This is a genomic window from Enterobacter sp. RIT637 (assembly GCF_019718755.1).
Classification (GTDB): Bacteria; Pseudomonadota; Gammaproteobacteria; order Enterobacterales; family Enterobacteriaceae; genus Enterobacter.
Genome location: NZ_JAIHAZ010000001.1, coordinates 650,136 through 666,432 on the forward strand (window position 1 = coordinate 650,136; position 16,297 = coordinate 666,432).

Annotated in this window: 18 protein-coding genes; 15 read left to right on the plus strand and 3 right to left on the minus strand. The window is 57.9% G+C overall.

Translation table 11 applies throughout. The annotated features are described in order from the left end of the window. Position 1 precedes the first annotated feature (1 nt). The 12 genes from paaC (at position 2) to K5E19_RS03205 (ending at position 10,425) form a co-directional block, all read left to right on the plus strand. Positions 2–748: a 1,2-phenylacetyl-CoA epoxidase subunit PaaC gene (gene paaC, locus K5E19_RS03150; protein WP_221549931.1), complete on the plus strand. Its 747-nt coding sequence runs from the start codon at positions 2–4 to the stop codon at positions 746–748. Positions 749–759: 11 nt separating this feature from the next. Then, entirely contained in the window at positions 760–1,257 is a 498-nt protein-coding gene (gene paaD / locus K5E19_RS03155; RefSeq protein ID WP_221549932.1) for a 1,2-phenylacetyl-CoA epoxidase subunit PaaD, read from the plus strand. 7 nt (positions 1,258–1,264) lie between these two features. Further along, positions 1,265–2,335, plus strand: a complete 1,071-nt coding sequence (gene paaE / locus K5E19_RS03160) for a 1,2-phenylacetyl-CoA epoxidase subunit PaaE (protein ID WP_221549933.1) — start codon at positions 1,265–1,267, stop codon at positions 2,333–2,335. Next, complete coding sequence (paaF, locus tag K5E19_RS03165; protein ID WP_221549934.1) at positions 2,332–3,099, plus strand: 2,3-dehydroadipyl-CoA hydratase PaaF; 768 nt, start codon at positions 2,332–2,334, stop codon at positions 3,097–3,099. Before paaE ends, paaF begins: the two co-directional genes overlap by 4 nt. Beyond that, a complete protein-coding gene (paaG, locus tag K5E19_RS03170) occupies positions 3,099–3,887 on the plus strand; it encodes a 2-(1,2-epoxy-1,2-dihydrophenyl)acetyl-CoA isomerase PaaG (protein ID WP_221550027.1) in 789 nt (262 codons plus the stop codon). The genes paaF and paaG overlap by 1 nt, the downstream gene beginning before the upstream one ends. A 1-nt stretch (position 3,888) precedes the next feature. Then, positions 3,889–5,313 carry a 3-hydroxyacyl-CoA dehydrogenase PaaH gene (paaH, locus tag K5E19_RS03175; protein WP_221549935.1) on the plus strand — a complete coding sequence of 475 codons (1,425 nt, stop codon included), beginning with the start codon at positions 3,889–3,891 and terminating at the stop codon, positions 5,311–5,313. After that, positions 5,303–5,731, plus strand: coding sequence for a hydroxyphenylacetyl-CoA thioesterase PaaI (paaI, locus tag K5E19_RS03180; RefSeq protein ID WP_221549936.1), 429 nt, complete (start codon positions 5,303–5,305; stop codon positions 5,729–5,731). The genes paaH and paaI overlap by 11 nt, the downstream gene beginning before the upstream one ends. Next, positions 5,724–6,929: a 3-oxoadipyl-CoA thiolase gene (gene pcaF / locus K5E19_RS03185; protein ID WP_221549937.1), complete on the plus strand. Its 1,206-nt coding sequence runs from the start codon at positions 5,724–5,726 to the stop codon at positions 6,927–6,929. Before paaI ends, pcaF begins: the two co-directional genes overlap by 8 nt. 27 nt (positions 6,930–6,956) lie before the next feature. Then, positions 6,957–8,273 (plus strand): phenylacetate--CoA ligase PaaK, encoded by a 1,317-nt coding sequence (paaK, locus tag K5E19_RS03190; RefSeq protein ID WP_221549938.1) that lies wholly within the window; start codon positions 6,957–6,959, stop codon positions 8,271–8,273. Between the two features lie 122 nt (positions 8,274–8,395). Beyond that, the gene (gene paaX, locus K5E19_RS03195; protein ID WP_221549939.1) at positions 8,396–9,331 is read left to right on the plus strand and encodes a phenylacetic acid degradation operon negative regulatory protein PaaX; all 936 of its coding nucleotides are present in this window, start codon (positions 8,396–8,398) and stop codon (positions 9,329–9,331) included. 9 nt (positions 9,332–9,340) lie between these two features. Then, positions 9,341–9,946 carry a phenylacetic acid degradation protein PaaY gene (paaY, locus tag K5E19_RS03200; protein WP_221549940.1) on the plus strand — a complete coding sequence of 202 codons (606 nt, stop codon included), beginning with the start codon at positions 9,341–9,343 and terminating at the stop codon, positions 9,944–9,946. Next, positions 9,943–10,425 carry a glutathione peroxidase gene (locus tag K5E19_RS03205; protein ID WP_221549941.1) on the plus strand — a complete coding sequence of 161 codons (483 nt, stop codon included), beginning with the start codon at positions 9,943–9,945 and terminating at the stop codon, positions 10,423–10,425. The genes paaY and K5E19_RS03205 overlap by 4 nt, the downstream gene beginning before the upstream one ends. Before the next feature lie 193 nt (positions 10,426–10,618). Here K5E19_RS03205 and K5E19_RS03210 read toward each other — a convergent pair whose 3' ends face one another. Continuing rightward, positions 10,619–11,557: an omptin family outer membrane protease gene (locus K5E19_RS03210; RefSeq protein ID WP_134350166.1), complete on the minus strand. Its 939-nt coding sequence runs from the start codon at positions 11,555–11,557 to the stop codon at positions 10,619–10,621. A 656-nt stretch (positions 11,558–12,213) separates the two neighbouring features. Between K5E19_RS03210 and K5E19_RS03215 the strand changes: the two genes are divergently transcribed. Beyond that, positions 12,214–12,750 (plus strand): MarR family winged helix-turn-helix transcriptional regulator, encoded by a 537-nt coding sequence (locus K5E19_RS03215; protein ID WP_221549942.1) that lies wholly within the window; start codon positions 12,214–12,216, stop codon positions 12,748–12,750. Between the two features lie 24 nt (positions 12,751–12,774). Continuing rightward, complete coding sequence (locus tag K5E19_RS03220) at positions 12,775–13,701, plus strand: LysR substrate-binding domain-containing protein (RefSeq protein ID WP_221549943.1); 927 nt, start codon at positions 12,775–12,777, stop codon at positions 13,699–13,701. A 46-nt stretch (positions 13,702–13,747) separates the two neighbouring features. Here the strand turns inward: K5E19_RS03220 and K5E19_RS03225 are convergent, their stop codons facing one another. Next, the gene (locus tag K5E19_RS03225; protein ID WP_221549944.1) at positions 13,748–14,218 is read right to left on the minus strand and encodes a hypothetical protein; all 471 of its coding nucleotides are present in this window, start codon (positions 14,216–14,218) and stop codon (positions 13,748–13,750) included. 186 nt (positions 14,219–14,404) lie between these two features. Between K5E19_RS03225 and K5E19_RS03230 the strand changes: the two genes are divergently transcribed. Next, complete coding sequence (locus K5E19_RS03230) at positions 14,405–15,190, plus strand: phosphotransferase family protein (protein ID WP_221549945.1); 786 nt, start codon at positions 14,405–14,407, stop codon at positions 15,188–15,190. 284 nt (positions 15,191–15,474) lie between these two features. On the opposite strand, the gene K5E19_RS03235 is transcribed toward K5E19_RS03230, so the two are convergent. Next, a complete protein-coding gene (locus tag K5E19_RS03235; protein ID WP_221549946.1) occupies positions 15,475–16,017 on the minus strand; it encodes a cysteine hydrolase family protein in 543 nt (180 codons plus the stop codon). Positions 16,018–16,297: the final 280 nt, after the last annotated feature.

Sequence of the window (16,297 nt, forward strand, 5' to 3'; positions counted from 1 at the left end):
AATGAATTCAGTGACTGCCTATGCCCTGCGTCTGGGCGACAACGGTCTGGTGCACTCCCAGCGTCTCGGCGCCTGGTGCGGCCACGCGCCGGAGCTGGAAATTGACCTCGCGCTTGCCAATATCGGTCTCGACCTGCTGGGCCAGGCGCGCAATTTCCTGACCTATGCCGCAGAACGGGAAGGCCAGGGCGATGAAGACACGCTGGCGTTTGGCCGCGACGAGCGTCAGTACCGCAACGTCCTGCTGGTGGAGCAGCCGAACGGCAGCTTCGCCGACACCATTGCCCGCCAGTACCTGATGGATGCCTGGAATGTGGCGCTGTACGAGCGGCTGACCCAAAGCAGCGATAGCCAGCTTGCCGCCATTGCCGCCAAAGCGATTAAAGAGGCGCGCTACCACCTGCGCTTCAGCCGCGGCTGGCTGGTGCGTCTGGGCGACGGGACCGAAACATCCGCGCAAAAAATGCAGCAGGCTATCGACAATCTGTGGCGTTTTACGGCGGAGCTGTTTGAAGCCGATGACGTCGAGCTGGCGTTGATTGACGCCGGCGTGGCGGTTGACCCGCGCGTCCTGCGCCAGCCGTGGGAAAGCGAAGTCTTTGCCGGTCTGAATGAAGCCTGCCTGCAGGTGCCCGCAGAGGTGGCATACCGCACCGGGGGCAAGAGGGGGCTGCATACCGAACATCTGGGCCCGATGCTGGCGGAGATGCAGTACCTCCAGCGTGCGTATCCCGGTCAGCAGTGGTAAAGGAGAACGCTATGCAACGCCTCGTCGACATCGCGCCCGCGCAAATCCCGCAGATCTGGGCGCTGTTAAGCCAGATCCCCGATCCGGAAGTGCCGGTATTAACCATCACCGATTTAGGCATGGTGCGCAGCGTGAAGGCGCAGGGGGAAGGCTGGGTCATTGGCTTCACGCCAACCTACTCGGGCTGTCCGGCAACGGAACACTTGTTGGGGGCGATCCGCGACGCGATGACCGCGAACGGCTTTACTCCGGTACACATTGTGCTCCAGCTTGAACCCGCCTGGACCACCGACTGGATGACCGCCGACGCGCGCGAGCGGCTGCGGGCGTACGGCATCAGTCCGCCCGTGGGGCATAGCTGTCACGCGCACGCGCCTTTGGCGGTGAGCTGCCCGCGCTGCGCCAGCACCGACACCGCGCTTATCAGTGAATTTGGCTCGACGGCCTGCAAAGCGCTCTACCGCTGCAACACCTGCCGCGAACCCTTCGACTATTTCAAATGTATTTGAGGCTGCCATGACAACGTTTCATTCATTAACAGTGGCAAAAGTGGAACCCGAAACCCGCGACGCGGTGACCATCACCTTCGCGGTGCCGCAGGCGCTGCAGGACGCCTACCGCTTCCGCCCCGGCCAGCACCTGACGTTAAAAACGAAGCTTGACGGGGACGAGCTGCGCCGCTGCTACTCCATCTGCCGGAGTACCGCCCCGGGCGAAATCAGCGTGGCGGTGAAAGCCATCGACGGCGGGCGCTTTTCCCGCTACGCCCGGGATGAGATCAAAGCGGGTATGGCGCTGGAGGTGATGGTGCCTCAGGGGCAGTTTGGCTACCAGCCCCAGGCTGAACGTGAAGGCCACTATCTGTCGATTGCGGCAGGCTCCGGCATCACCCCGATGCTGGCGATTATCTCCGCGACGCTGGCGACCGAACCCAACAGCCATTTCACCCTGATCTACGGCAACCGCAGCAGCCAGAGCATGATGTTCCGCCGGGCGCTGGCGGACCTGAAGGACAAATACCCGCAGCGGCTGCAGCTGGTCTCCATCTTCAGCCAGGAGCGGCTGGACAGCGATCTGCTCTACGGCCGCATCGACGGGGAAAAGCTACAGGCGCTGGCGAAAACCCTGATCAACTTCCGCCAGTACGACGAGGCGTTTATCTGCGGCCCGTCGGCGATGATGGACGACGCCGAAGCCGCGCTGAAAGCGCTGGGGATGCCGGAAAAATTCATCCACCTTGAGCGCTTTAACACCCCGGGGATCTCCGTTAAACGCGCGGTGCACGTCCAGGCGGAAGGGCAGAAAGTGACCGTGCGCCAGGACGGGCGAGACCGTGAAATCACCCTGACGGCGGACGACGAAAGCATCCTCGATGCCGCCCTGCGTCAGGGGGCGGATCTCCCGTATGCCTGCAAGGGCGGCGTGTGCGCCACCTGTAAATGCAAAGTGCTGCGCGGGAAGGTGGACATGGCGACCAACTACAGCCTGGAGCCGGACGAGCTGGCCGCCGGGTACGTGCTGAGCTGCCAGTCGCTGCCGTTAACCGCCGACGTGATTGTCGACTTCGACGCGAAGGGGATGGCATGAGCGAACTGATTGTTACCCGTCATGGCCGCGTGCTGCAGCTGACGCTGAACCGTCCGGCGGCGCGCAACGCCCTCAACAATGCGCTGTTGACGCAGCTTACGGAAGAGCTGGAGGCCGCGGCGTCTGACATTGAGATTTCCGTCTGCGTGATTTACGGCAGCGATCGCTGCTTTGCCGCCGGGGCCGATCTCAACGAAATGGCGGAGAAAGACCTGCCCGCCACCCTGAACGATATCCGCCCTCAGCTGTGGGCGCGCATTAACGCGTTCAGCAAACCGCTGATCGCCGCCGTGAACGGCTTCGCGCTGGGCGCAGGCTGCGAGCTGGCGCTGCTGTGCGACGTGGTGATTGCTGGCGATAACGCCCGTTTCGGCCTGCCGGAAATCACGCTGGGCATCATGCCCGGCGCGGGCGGAACCCAGCGTCTGATCCGCAGCGTCGGTAAATCCCTCGCCAGCAAAATGGTGCTGACCGGCGAGAGCATCTCCGCGCAGCAGGCGCTGAGCGCGGGGCTGGTGAGCGATGTTTTCCCGCCAGCGCTGACGCTGGAGTATGCCCTGAAGCAGGCGGCGCTGATGGCGCGCCACTCTCCGCTGGCGCTGCAGGCGGCGAAACAGGCGCTGCGCCAGTCTCAGGAGGTGCCGCTCCAGGCCGGTCTGACCCAGGAGCGCCAGCTGTTTACGCTGCTTTCTGCCACCGAAGACCGCCGGGAGGGCATCGACGCCTTCTTACAAAAACGCACCCCCGACTTTAAAGGACGCTAATTGTGGAATTTATTCTCAGTCATGTTGAGCAGGGCGTAATGACCATTACGCTGAACCGTCCGGAGCGTCTGAACAGCTTTAACGACGTGATGCACCAGCAGCTTGCCGAGTGCCTGAAACAGGCCGAGCGTGATGACGCCATCCGCTGCCTGCTGATCACCGGGGCTGGACGCGGCTTTTGCGCCGGTCAGGATCTGAACGACCGCAACGTCGACCCCAACGGCCCGGCGCCGGATCTGGGGATGTCCGTTGAAACCTTCTATAACCCACTGGTGCGCCGCCTGGCAAAGCTGCCGAAACCGGTGATTTGCGCGGTTAACGGCGTGGCGGCGGGGGCGGGGGCGACGCTGGCGTTAGGCTGCGACATGGTGATAGCCGCCCGCTCCGCCAACTTCGTGATGGCCTTCAGCAAGCTCGGCCTGGTGCCGGACTGCGGCGGCACCTGGTTGCTGCCGCGCGTGGCCGGACGCGCCCGCGCCATGGGGCTGGCGCTGCTCGGCGAAAAACTCAGCGCCGAACAGGCACAGGCGTGGGGGATGATCTGGCAGGTGGTGGATGACGAACAACTCTCCACCACGGCGCAGCAGATGGCGCTGCATTTTGCGTCACAACCGACCTTCGGGCTGGGGCTGATCAAGCAGGCCATCAACGCCGCGGAAACCAATACCCTGGACGCCCAGCTCGATCTGGAGCGCGATTACCAGCGTCTGGCCGGACGCAGCGACGACTACCGCGAGGGCGTCAGCGCCTTCCTGGCGAAGCGCGCGCCTAACTTTACGGGGAAATAAGATGCTGAACATACGGACTGTCGCCGTGATTGGCAGCGGCACGATGGGCGCAGGCATTGCCGAAGTCGCGGCAAGCCACGGCCATCAGGTGCTGATTTACGACATTTCTGCCGACGCCATTTCCCGCGCGATTGACGGCATTCGTCAACGCCTCGCGTCTCGGGTAACGCGCGGAAAGCTCTCTGCGGACGCGAGCGGACAGATCCTCGCCCGACTGGTTCCGGTGACGGATATCGATGCGCTGGCATCGGCAGATTTGGTTATTGAGGCGGCCTCCGAACGCCTTGACGTCAAAAAAACGCTGTTTGCGAAACTGGCGGAAATCTGCCCGCCGCAGACGCTGTTGACCAGTAACACCTCGTCCATCTCCGTTACGGCGATTGCGGCGGACATCCACCATCCGGAGCGGGTCGCAGGGCTGCATTTCTTCAACCCGGCGCCGGTGATGAAGCTGGTGGAGGTGGTCAGCGGGCTGGCGACCTCACCGGAAGTGGCCGACGCGCTGTGCGAGCTGGCGCTGAACTGGGGCAAACAGCCCGTCCGCTGCCACTCAACGCCGGGGTTCATCGTTAACCGCGTCGCCCGTCCGTTCTATTCCGAAGCCTGGCGCGCGCTGGAAGAGCAGGTCGCGCCGCCGGAGGTGATTGATGCCGCCCTGCGCGAAGGCGGCGGTTTCCCGATGGGGCCGCTGGAGCTGACCGACATGATCGGTCAGGACGTGAATTTCGCGGTGACCTGTTCGGTATTTAACGCTTTCTGGCAGGAGCGGCGTTTTCTGCCTTCTCTGGTGCAGCAGGAGCTAGTGCTGGCAGGAAGGCTAGGCAAAAAGAGCGGGAAGGGCGTCTACGACTGGCAGGGTGACAAACCCAATGTTCAGTGGGTGCCAGCCGTGAACGACAGCTACTGCCCAATGCGCGTGGAAAAGAGACGTGACGGTGTCACAGAAATTGACGATGTGTATCTGATTGAAACGCAGGGCGAAACCGCTCAGGCGCTGGCACTGCGGCTCAACGGCCCGGTGGTGGTGGTGGACCGCATTGAGCGCGACGTGGCGGTGATTGCAGCGGCCGCCAGCAACCCGCATACCGCGACGCAAAAGGCCGTCCGCTACCTGCAACAGCAGGGTAACCGGGTGGTGCAAATTGCCGATTATCCCGGCCTGCTGGTCTGGCGCACGCTGGCGATGATCGCCAACGAAGCGCTGGATGCGCTGCAAAAAGGGGTCGCCAGCGAGAAGGACATCGATACCGCCATGCGCCTGGGCGTGAACTACCCGAGCGGGCCGATCGCCTGGGGCGAGCGTCTGGGTTGGCAGCGGCTGCTGACGCTGCTGGAAAACCTGCAGCGTCATTACGGCGAAGAGCGCTATCGGCCCTGTTCACTGCTGCGCCAGCGCGCGCTTCTGGAGAGTAGCTATGAGTCTTAACGCCTGGCATAACGCCCGCGCGATGTACGAACGGGACGCCTGCGCGCAGGCGATGGGGATGGACATTGTCGACATGGACGAGGGCTACGCGGTGGTGACCATGACCATCACCCCGCAGATGCTTAACGGCCACCAAACCTGCCACGGCGGACAGCTTTTTTCGCTGGCAGACACCGCCTTTGCCTACGCCTGTAACAGCCAGGGGCTGGCGGCGGTAGCCTCAGGCTGCTCGATTGATTTTCTGCGTCCGGGCTTTGCCGGGGACACGCTCACCGCCACCGCGCGGGTGATGCATCAGGGCAAGCTGACCGGCGTATATGACATTGAAATCCAGAACCAACAACAGAAAACCGTCGCCCTTTTTCGCGGAAAATCTCACCGCATCGGCGGCAGCGTGACAGGAGAGACAGATGCGTGATGCATTTATTTGTGATGGCGTTCGAACCCCGGTGGGGCGCTACGGCGGCGCGCTTGCCGCTGTCCGAACCGACGATCTCGGTGCCGTGCCGCTGCGCGCGCTGCTGGCCCGCTATCCGCAGCTCGACCTTGAGCGGATCGACGACGTGATCTTCGGCTGCGCCAACCAGGCGGGGGAAGATAACCGCAACGTGGCGCGCATGTCGTCCCTGCTCGCCGGGCTGCCGCAGACGGTCTCGGGCACCACCATTAACCGCCTGTGTGGGTCGGGGTTGGACGCGATTGGGTTTGCGGCGCGCGCCATTAAGGCGGGCGATGGCGACCTGCTGATCGCGGGCGGCGTGGAGTCCATGTCCCGCGCGCCGTTTGTGATGGGCAAAGCCACCGCCGCGTTTCAGCGTCAGGCGGAGATCTTTGATACCACCATCGGCTGGCGATTTGTGAATCCGCTCATGCATCAGCAATTCGGAACTGACAGTATGCCGGAAACGGCAGAGAATGTAGCTGAATTGTTAAATATCAGCCGTGCCGATCAGGACGCGTTCGCGCTGCGCAGCCAGCAGCGTACCGCGCAGGCGCAGCAGAACGGCATTCTGGCGCAGGAGATTGTGCCGGTACTGGTGCCGGGCAAAAAAGGGGCGGTCACTGAGTTCAGCGTGGATGAACATCCGCGCGCGGACACCACGTTCGAGCAGCTCGCCGGGCTAAAAACGCCGTTCCGTAAGAACGGGGTGATTACGGCGGGGAATGCCTCCGGCGTCAACGACGGCGCTGCGGCGCTGATCGTCGCCAGCGAGAAGATGGCGCTGGCGCAGGGGTTAGTCCCGCGCACGCGGATCGTGGCGATGGCGACGGCAGGCGTGGAGCCACGTCTGATGGGGCTTGGCCCGGTACCCGCCACCCGTAAGGTGCTGGAGCGCGCCGGACTCAGTATTAACGATATGGACGTGATCGAGCTTAACGAAGCGTTCGCCTCGCAGGCGCTGGGCGTGCTGCGTCAGCTGGGCCTGCCGGATGATGCCGCGCACGTCAACCCGAACGGTGGCGCGATTGCGCTGGGCCACCCGCTGGGCATGAGCGGTGCCAGACTGGCGCTGGCCGCGAGCAACGAACTGCACCGACGTGGCGGGCGCTACGCGCTGTGTACGATGTGCATCGGTGTGGGTCAGGGCATTGCCATGATCCTTGAGCGTGTTTGAGCATAAAAACAATGTGAGTACCCTACAATGACAAATACAACAAAGCTTGATCCGATTGAAACGGCCTCCCTTGACGAGTTACAGGCGCTGCAGACCGCGCGTCTGAAATGGACGCTGCATCACGCCTACAACAACGTGCCGATGTACAAACGCAAGTTTGACGCCGCGGGCGTTCACCCTGACGATTTCAACGAGCTGGCGGATATCCGCAAATTCCCGTGCACCACCAAGCAGGACCTGCGGGATAACTATCCGTTCGATACCTTTGCCGTGCCGATGGAGCAGGTGGTGCGTATTCACGCGTCATCCGGGACCACCGGCAAACCGACCGTTGTCGGCTACACGCAGGGCGACATCGACAACTGGGCCAATCTGGTGGCTCGCTCCCTGCGCGCGGCGGGCGGCAGCGCGAAGGACAAAATTCACGTGGCGTATGGCTATGGCCTGTTTACCGGCGGGCTGGGCGCGCACTACGGTGCCGAGCGTTTAGGCGCGACGGTGATCCCGATGTCCGGCGGCCAGACGGAGAAACAGGCGCAGCTGATCCGTGATTTTCAGCCGGACATGATCATGGTGACGCCATCCTACTGCCTCAACCTGATTGAAGAGCTGGAGCGCCAGATGGGCGGCGATGCCAGCGGCTGTTCCCTGCGCGTGGGCGTCTTCGGCGCCGAGCCGTGGACGCAGGCCATGCGTCGCGAAATTGAAAAACGCTTAGGCATTACGGCGCTGGATATTTATGGCCTTTCCGAGGTGATGGGGCCGGGCGTGGCGATGGAGTGTATCGAAACCGCCGACGGGCCAACCATCTGGGAAGATCACTTCTACCCGGAGATCGTCAACCCGAACGACGGCACGCCGCTGGATGACGGTCAGCAGGGCGAACTGCTGTTCACCACGCTGACCAAAGAGGCGCTGCCGGTGATCCGCTACCGCACCCGAGACCTGACGCGCCTGCTCCCGGCCACCGCGCGCAGCATGCGGCGTATGGACCGGATCAGCGGTCGCAGTGACGATATGCTGATTATCCGCGGCGTCAACGTCTTCCCGTCGCAGCTGGAAGAGGAGATCGTGAAGTTCGAACACCTTTCTCCGCACTACCAGCTGGAGGTGAACCGTCGCGGGCATCTTGATTCACTTTCCGTGAAGGTCGAGCTGAAAGAGAGCAGCCTCACGCTGACGCACGAGCAGCGTTGCCAGGTGTGCCACCAGCTGCGCCACCGCATTAAGTCGATGGTGGGGATTTCCACCGACGTCACGATCGTGAACTGCGGCAGCATCCCGCGCTCGGAGGGGAAAGCCTGCCGGGTGTTTGATTTGCGTAAAGTCGCGGCCAACGGCTAAGTTTCCCTCACCCCAGCCCTCTCCCAAAGGGAGAGGGTGTAAAAGTTCCCTCTCCCTTTGGGAGAGGGTTAGGGTGAGGGAATCCTATGCTATGATTCATCCAGGACAAAAATAACAACAGAATGAATCACATGAATAAACTCGACGCCTTTATCCAGCACGCGGTCAGTTCCGTTCCCGTCAGCGGAACCTCGCTTATCTCCTCGTTATACGGTGACGCGCTTTCCCATCGCGGTGGTGAGATTTGGCTCGGCAGCCTGGCGGCCCTGCTGGAAGGCATGGGGTTTGGCGATCGCTTCGTGCGCACCGCGCTGTTTCGCCTCAACAAAGAGGGCTGGCTGGACGTTTCCCGCATCGGGCGTCGCAGCTTTTACCGCCTGAGCGACAAAGGGCTGCGCCTGACGCGTCGCGCGGAGAATAAGATTTACCGCGCGGAACTGCCCGCCTGGGACGGCAAATGGCTGCTGCTGCTCTCCGAAGGGCTGGATAAAACCACCCTTGCCGACGTCAAAAAACAGCTGATCTGGCAAGGGTTTGGCACGCTGGCGCCGAGCCTGATGGCCTCGCCGTCGCAGCATCTGGCGGACGTGCAGTCCCTGCTTCACGATGCCGGGGTGGCGGAAAACGTGATTTTCTTTGAAGCCCACTCGCCGCTGGCGCTTTCGCGCGCCGCGCTGCGTTCGCGGGTGGAAGAGTGCTGGCAGTTAACCGAGCAAAACGCGATGTACGAGTCCTTTATCAATTCGTTCCGCCCGCTGCTGCCGCTGCTGAAAGAGGCCGCGCCGGAGGAGCTGACGCCGGAACGCTGTTTCCAGATCCAGCTGCTGCTGATTCATTTTTATCGTCGCGTGGTGCTGAAAGACCCGCTCCTGCCGGAAGAGTTGCTGCCCGCGCACTGGGCGGGACAGAGCGCCCGACAGCTTTGCATCAATATCTATCAGCGCGTCGCGCCGGGGGCGCTGGCCTTTGTCAGCGAGAAGGGCGAAACCTCCGTGGGCGAACTGCCCGTGCCCGGCACGCTTTACTATCAACGGTTTGGTGGTCTCAATACTGCGTAAGGAGAGGGTATGCCTGTTTATCAAATTGATGGTCTGACGCCGGTCGTGCCTGACGAGAGCTACGTTCACCCAACGGCGGTGCTGATTGGCGACGTGATTCTGGGCAAGGGCGTTTATGTTGGTCCTAACGCCAGCCTGCGCGGCGATTTTGGCCGCATCGTGGTGAAAGACGGGGCGAACATTCAGGATAACTGCGTGATGCACGGCTTCCCGGAGCAAGACACGGTGGTGGAAGAGGACGGGCATATCGGCCACAGCGCCATTCTGCACGGCTGCATTATCCGCCGCAATGCACTGGTGGGTATGAACGCGGTGGTGATGGACGGCGCGGTTATCGGTGAAAACAGCATCGTCGGCGCGGCGGCGTTCGTAAAGGCGAAAGCGGAGATGCCCGCCAACCATTTGATTATCGGCAGCCCGGCCAAAGCGATTCGCGAACTCAGCGAGCAGGAGCTGACATGGAAGCAGCAGGGCACGCGGGAGTATCAGGTGCTGGTGGAGCGATGCAAGCTAACGATGCATCAGGTGGAGCCGCTGCGCGAGGCTGAGCCTGACCGGAAACGGCTGGCGTTTGATGAGAATTTACGGCCAAAGTCGGCGGGGAAGCCAGGATGACCCATTTTCATCAACTTACCGCCACCCGTCTGGATGGTCAGTTTGTCTCAATGGCTGACTATGCGGGAAAGGTGGTTTTGGTCGTGAATACCGCCAGCCACTGTGGTTTTACGCCACAGTACGCTGGCCTTGAAGCGCTATATAAGAAATACGCCGAACAAGGTTTAGTGGTGCTTGGCTTCCCCTGCAACCAGTTCGGTAAACAGGAACCCGGCGGCGCTGATGAAATCTCAAAGACTTGTCACATTAATTACGGCGTGAGCTTCCCGATGTTCGAGAAAGTAGAGGTTAACGGTAGTGCAGCGCACCCGCTGTTTCGTTATCTGAAAAACGAATTGCCCGGCGTGCTGGGTGGTCGGATCAAGTGGAACTTTACTAAGTTTTTGATCGGACGCGACGGTAAACCACTCAAGCGTTTTGCACCGATGACGACACCCGAGAAAATGGAATCTGCGATCCTTGCGGCACTGGAAAGCTAAGCGTGTTCAATTGGAGCGGGCCTGATGGCAACGTGCGTTTCGCCCGGCGGCGCTACGCTTACATGGGCCTACGGTGAGAAATGTAGGCCGGGTAAGCGCAGCGCCACCCGGCAAAAAGACGGTTAAATCTTGATTGCGGGGTTTGTCATCGATTCAGGCCCCGTGAGGGGCCTGGTCTGCTTTAACGTCTGGATTAGAAGCGATATTGCAGACCCGCTGTAATGGTATAGTTGTGGTTAGAAATACCCGCAGCATCCCCGCCAATAGAGCCGGATTCACCAGTATTGGTATCAATAATCTGCGTACCGCCTTTACCTTCTTCGTAACTGCTATAGGTAAATTCAGCAAAAACTTTGGCGTGCGGAGTCACATAATATCCGGCATCAACGGATGCGCCATAATAACGGGAATCCGTTGTTTTCTCGCGGAAGGTTAAATCGCGCATGTAGTGCTCGTCGTTATCATGCGCACGGACCCAGTCACTGAATTTAAACAGGGCATTAAATTCAAAGTCATTAAAACGGTACTGTCCTGCAAGGCCAATATACGGCATGGAGAAACGCTGGCTATAACCAATACCGCGTTCGCCTGCCGGGAAGTTCCCCTGATAGGCACCGTTATCGTAATTGTAAGAACCTCCGGTCGCCGTCCAGCTGAAGCGGGTTTCCTGATAACCAGCGGTTACGCCCGCTTTATAGTTATCGCCCTGGAAGATCCAGCCTTTTACGTTGAGATCGTATTCATTGGCATAGTTAACGTTCGTCGAAGGATGGCTTGAATGGTCTGTCCAGGAGGATTGTTTCGCATTCATCCAGTCATAGTCATCCATATGACCTGAGCCTGATGCCAGGGACGTCCAGCCGCGGGCGTTCAGTGTCAAAAATGAGTATGCATCCCAGGAAATATCGCCTTTCAGAATGGCGACATTTTTTATTTTCCAGTCCAGTTGGCTAATTTTTCTTCCTGTGACTTCGTCATAAACCATCTCGTGGGATTTTCCGCTCAGCATCCCGGCAGAGGCTGAAACCGTTAAACTTTCCGGTGAAAAATCCGGTGTGACTTGTGAGGTTCCTGCATATACTGCCCCTGAAAACGCCGCCATCATCATTCCTGCAACAATATTTCTTGTCATTTTTATTTCCCTAAAACAAATTAATCAATGAGTTGCAGGGGAATATTAAAAGTCATACAAATAATAATCAACTGCCAGTTTTGGTAATTTTTTATAATTTGACGTAAGGGGCGATATTTAACTTTGGGCAGCCTGAAAGATGCGATTGCTGATATTTAAATAATTTCTGGCTTGGTGAGAAATATCAGTCAGCTGCGGATAAGACGGCGAAATGCTTCACGCCTTCCAGTTGACCCTCTTCGGTGAGCAGATAATCGCTGTTCCCCTCCATTGCGACATATCCATTCCTGAATGAGGTGAAATTCACCCTGAATTTAACTCACGACAGGCTGAAATACGACTCTCAATTCTGGTATCGCATTCATCGCGCCTGCGCGTCTACGACGGGTTTAAAATTCAGCGCGGGCTTCAGCGTGAGTCATGAAAACAACGGTCCAACAGAAGCCAGAATACTGCGCAGGTTCAGCCCGACGATAAAAACGATAAACGGCGAAGAGTAAAGGCGACGTGCGTTTCAACATGACATGGAGTCCTTTTCAGTTGTGAAGGGCTCGCACAAATTGCCGCGAGCATTTATCTTAACGTTAAGATAAAATCTGTTTTATCGTAAGATGTACCGCACTACAGGATAAATACCCACGCCATCAGGGGTGAAAATGAAAGACTATGTAGACTTCGTTGTTGGCCAGTGGAGCCGTGCCATGCCGGGGCTGGACGCCTCGTCGATGAAAATTTTTGGCCGAATGCACCGGCTGATGAAGCATCTGGGAAAAGAACGGGCGCAGGCCATGGCGCAGTTTGGTTTTCGCGAGGGCGAGTTTGACGTGCTCGCCACGCTGCGTCGTGCCGGTGAGCCGTACTGCCTTTCCCCCACGCAGCTGTATAAATCGCTGTTGGTGACCTCAGGGGCGATGACGAGCCGGCTCAGCCATCTCGAACAGCAAGGACTTATCAGGCGAATTGCCGATCCGGATGACAAGCGCAGCACCCTCGTAAGCCTGACGCCGCACGGGCAGGAGCGTATCGAACAGGCGCTGATCGTGCATACACAAACCCAAAATGCGTTGCTGAGCAGCTTATCTGTCGCGCAGCGCGCGCAGCTTGAGTCCCTGCTCAGGGAGCTGCTGCTGACGTTTCCGCCCGAGGAGCTGGGCGACAAGTCAGTGAGTGCTGATAATACAAACACTGCATAGTTAAACCTCACAGAAAGGGAACGTATGTCTTTACCACCACTGTACGCCCTGCGCGCCTTTGAAGTTGCCGCGCGGCTGAACTCCTTCAGCAAAGCGGCTGAAGCACTGAATATCACGCCGGGCGCGGTCAGCAGGCATGTCCGGACGCTTGAAATGTGGTTCGACTGCGAGCTCTTTAAACGTCAAGGGCCGAGAGTGGAAGTCAGTGAGGCCGGGCGTATTCTGGCCGGACAGCTTAGCGAAAGCTTCTCGAACATCGAGTGGGCCTGCCGCGCGTTCAGAAGTGAAAATCACCTTCTGCGCCTCAAGGCTCCCAGTACCCTGACGATGAGATGGCTTCTTAACGTCCTGAAATCGTTTCGTGAAAACCATGCAAAACCGAAAGTAGAAATTGCCAGCGTCTGGATGGACTTCGACACCGTTGACTTCAGCCGTGAGCCCTACGATTGCGCGATCCTCCTCGGTAATGGCTATTTCGGCGAGTCAACAGAAAGCAGGCTGCTCTTCAGTGAATGGCTCATTCCGGTTTGCACCCCGTCTTTGCTTGAATCTGCCCGGCAACAGCTACCGCAGTGCGAGCTTATTCACCCCTCACCGGACAGACGGGACTGGCGGCGCTGGCTGAAAAGAACGGGGCTATTTCCCGGTCTCGACATGAGCGGCGGGATTGTGTTTGACACCCTGGAGCAGGGAAGCCTGGCCGCCATGCACGGTCACGGCGTGGCGATGGCCGATCTCCGCCTCACGCTCGACGCGCTGAAAAGCGGTCTGCTCGCGCTGCCCTTCAGGGAGGCGATTGCAACAGGGGATGGCTACTACCTCGTCTGGCCGAAAAATTCGCTCAGAAGACAGAGTATTGAACGTCTGCTGGCCTGGCTAAACCTGAACTCGCCGGTGGTACCTTCTCTGGATATTGCCTGTCTTGAGTACGATCAAAAACGGCTTTCTTAAATTAAGCAGGATATTCCTGACGGGATATCCTGCATATTTAATGCGTTTATGCGTAGGGGATATTTGCCATTTTCTTATATCTTTCCGGCAGGGCGCTATTCAGGTTGAGTAATTTATCCAGAATATAAAGTGCAGACGTACCCTTTGCGCGCTCTGCATCGATCAGCGCCGCGCGCAATATATTGGCAGCCGCGGTCATTTTATGGAAGTATGCGTCTGATTCAGGCGTCTGCGCTTCGCCCGACGTGGCGTACCGCACGTGGGGCCATTCGGCGAAGTCAAGTAGGGGAAGGGTTCCATCGTCTTTTGGTAAGTGTGCTGACAGCAACTCTTCGGCGTTACCCGGGTTGCTTTGGGCAAAAGACAGAAGATGCAGTCGATGTACAAAGGGTGAAAGCGCATCTGAACGATGGTTTTCTGACGACAGTCGCGAAATTAGCGCAGGGATATTTTCATCCGCGGTGTTTATTTCCGGGGAAAGTATTTTCATTAAATGAAATAAAGCATCGAGTGTCATAGGTGCTCCATACAGACTTAGTATTATTTATTTTTTCTATCCCAGGGATGAGAGGATGGTATTTCAGGGCCGTCACTTTGAAAAACGATAAATAGTGGCAATCAATGTGAGTTTTACTCATCATCGAATGTTGGTACACCACACTATACTTACTCCCTGAGACCAAACGAGTGGGATGAGGATGGTATGCCTGGTGAAAACTTATCCAGAATGGGCGCAGCAAAAGTCTGCTTGATTGCGGATCGCCATGGCAATCAGGTAATAGAAAAATGCCCTGTTAGCGATGTTGAATATGGCTTTTATACCCGTGCGGCGAAACCACTAAGTGACGTTGTTGAATCCCCGCGGTTGTTGCACGCGGACTCACACCGACGCAGCCTGATGCTCGAATACGTTCCTCATAAGATTTCCCAGGATGAGATTGCAGGGGACGAGATATTGAGACGACTTGCACGCCTGCATGATTATCCTGCCGACCCCACATGGATTTATCACACCCACACCTGGACTGTGTCAGCGCTAGAAAAATCTTTGTCTCTTCTGGAATTACCCATCCGCGCTGAGCGGCAGATACGATGTTTTCAGCAAGCGGGCAGCGTTTTATTTAGTCGGGAATGTTTAATTTCAGGTGATACCAATGCGGGTAACTGGGGCAGAAGAGAAAACGGTGAAGCGATACTTTTCGACTGGGAAAGGTTCGGTACAGGTAGTCCGGCTATTGACCTTGCTCCGCTGGTAAAGGGGATGGGTTCAAGACAAGGTATTTTCCAGCTTGCCGAGCGCTACTGTTTTTTTGCCACACATTTGGTCGCAGGCAGGTTAGCCAGAGAAATTGCTCTCGCTAAAGCATGGATTGTCACTGAAGTCGTGTTACTTCTGCACGAAAGGAAAAACAGTGATTTTAATCTCTACCTGAGCTGGTACAGAGAACATCTCCCCGACTGGCTGGATGAGTCCATCTCACTGCTCTGAGCACGTTGTAACACAGCATACGAAACCCATGCAGCGTTTTGTTTCTCAAATGCCATAGCTCATCGGCCTTTCGGGATACTACAACGTGGGTTGCCGTCCGCAGGCCCCATTAAAAAAGGTTTACATGCAACAAATCACTTTCAGTGACCTGCACCAACAAAGCGATCAGGATGCCAATTCTTTTCGCTTACGTGCGCATCGCAATTGACATCCTGAGCTGAGTGACCGGGTGCAGAGCCTGGCCTGGCCATTGCGCCGGACAAGATAGACAAGATCCCGCCAACTCAACCGGCCGTATTAAATTGCCAGTCGCATGCAGTGGACAGCGTCACGAACGGCCCGGCCAGCGTGCTGTTGTGATGACTAATAATGTCGCTGGCGGATAAATGTTCATTGTCCATTGTGGTATGTGCATCTGAAATCAATACCGTCCTGAAGCCCAGTTCCGGCGCGGCCCGGCAGGTAGTATCGACACAAAATTCTGTTTTCATCCCGGCAATGACCAGCTGTTTGATGCCCCTCTGATTAAGTTCACGCTGCAATTCGGTATCCCGAAAACAGCTGGGATAGCGTTTTGTGAAAACAACATCCTGCTCCTTCACGTCCAGCTCGGGTATCAGCTGTGTTAATGGGCCTTTCTCCGAGAAGGGAGAGTCGTCTGGTCCGATATGGCGGGCAAAAAAGACGGGCACCTCTGCTTGCCGCGCGCGGGCGATTAACAAGCAGATATTTGCCAGAACGGCGGCGGAGGAGCTGGGGGAAACCGGGCCCCGGAAGAGGCCGTGCTGCATGTCGATAATTAAGAGAGCATTGTCAGATGAAACCATTTTCTTTCTCCATTCAGAGGGGAATGAACGGAGAGCGTTTTCCCCGTCCAGGTCGGCGGGGATTGAGGTTCTGTTTGTCAGTAGTTCGCTACAGATACGCTCACGCCGCCGAGGGTGTCGGTGGTGGTGAGGGTGGTTGTTGGCTTAACTGACTGATACATGGAATGACCTTTGTTTATTCAGTCCGCTCTATGCGGAACGATCGCGTTAGTTATAGCGTCGCTTAACGCATTTCTTCAATTCACCAAGTTGGGTAGGGGGCTGATGCAGCGACGGGATA

Coding starts and splice junctions, on each gene's coding strand:
- K5E19_RS03235 (WP_221549946.1), bottom strand. CDS start 16,017: ATGGTTTCATCTGACAATGCTCTCTTAATTATCGACATGCAGCACGGC.
- paaX (WP_221549939.1), top strand. CDS start 8,396: ATGAATCACATGAATAAACTCGACGCCTTTATCCAGCACGCGGTCAGT.
- paaK (WP_221549938.1), top strand. CDS start 6,957: ATGACAAATACAACAAAGCTTGATCCGATTGAAACGGCCTCCCTTGAC.
- paaI (WP_221549936.1), top strand. CDS start 5,303: ATGAGTCTTAACGCCTGGCATAACGCCCGCGCGATGTACGAACGGGAC.
- paaE (WP_221549933.1), top strand. CDS start 1,265: ATGACAACGTTTCATTCATTAACAGTGGCAAAAGTGGAACCCGAAACC.
- paaY (WP_221549940.1), top strand. CDS start 9,341: ATGCCTGTTTATCAAATTGATGGTCTGACGCCGGTCGTGCCTGACGAG.
- K5E19_RS03215 (WP_221549942.1), top strand. CDS start 12,214: ATGAAAGACTATGTAGACTTCGTTGTTGGCCAGTGGAGCCGTGCCATG.
- K5E19_RS03230 (WP_221549945.1), top strand. CDS start 14,405: ATGCCTGGTGAAAACTTATCCAGAATGGGCGCAGCAAAAGTCTGCTTG.
- paaF (WP_221549934.1), top strand. CDS start 2,332: ATGAGCGAACTGATTGTTACCCGTCATGGCCGCGTGCTGCAGCTGACG.
- pcaF (WP_221549937.1), top strand. CDS start 5,724: ATGCGTGATGCATTTATTTGTGATGGCGTTCGAACCCCGGTGGGGCGC.
- paaH (WP_221549935.1), top strand. CDS start 3,889: ATGCTGAACATACGGACTGTCGCCGTGATTGGCAGCGGCACGATGGGC.
- K5E19_RS03225 (WP_221549944.1), bottom strand. CDS start 14,218: ATGACACTCGATGCTTTATTTCATTTAATGAAAATACTTTCCCCGGAA.
- K5E19_RS03205 (WP_221549941.1), top strand. CDS start 9,943: ATGACCCATTTTCATCAACTTACCGCCACCCGTCTGGATGGTCAGTTT.
- paaC (WP_221549931.1), top strand. CDS start 2: ATGAATTCAGTGACTGCCTATGCCCTGCGTCTGGGCGACAACGGTCTG.
- K5E19_RS03210 (WP_134350166.1), bottom strand. CDS start 11,557: ATGACAAGAAATATTGTTGCAGGAATGATGATGGCGGCGTTTTCAGGG.
- paaD (WP_221549932.1), top strand. CDS start 760: ATGCAACGCCTCGTCGACATCGCGCCCGCGCAAATCCCGCAGATCTGG.
- K5E19_RS03220 (WP_221549943.1), top strand. CDS start 12,775: ATGTCTTTACCACCACTGTACGCCCTGCGCGCCTTTGAAGTTGCCGCG.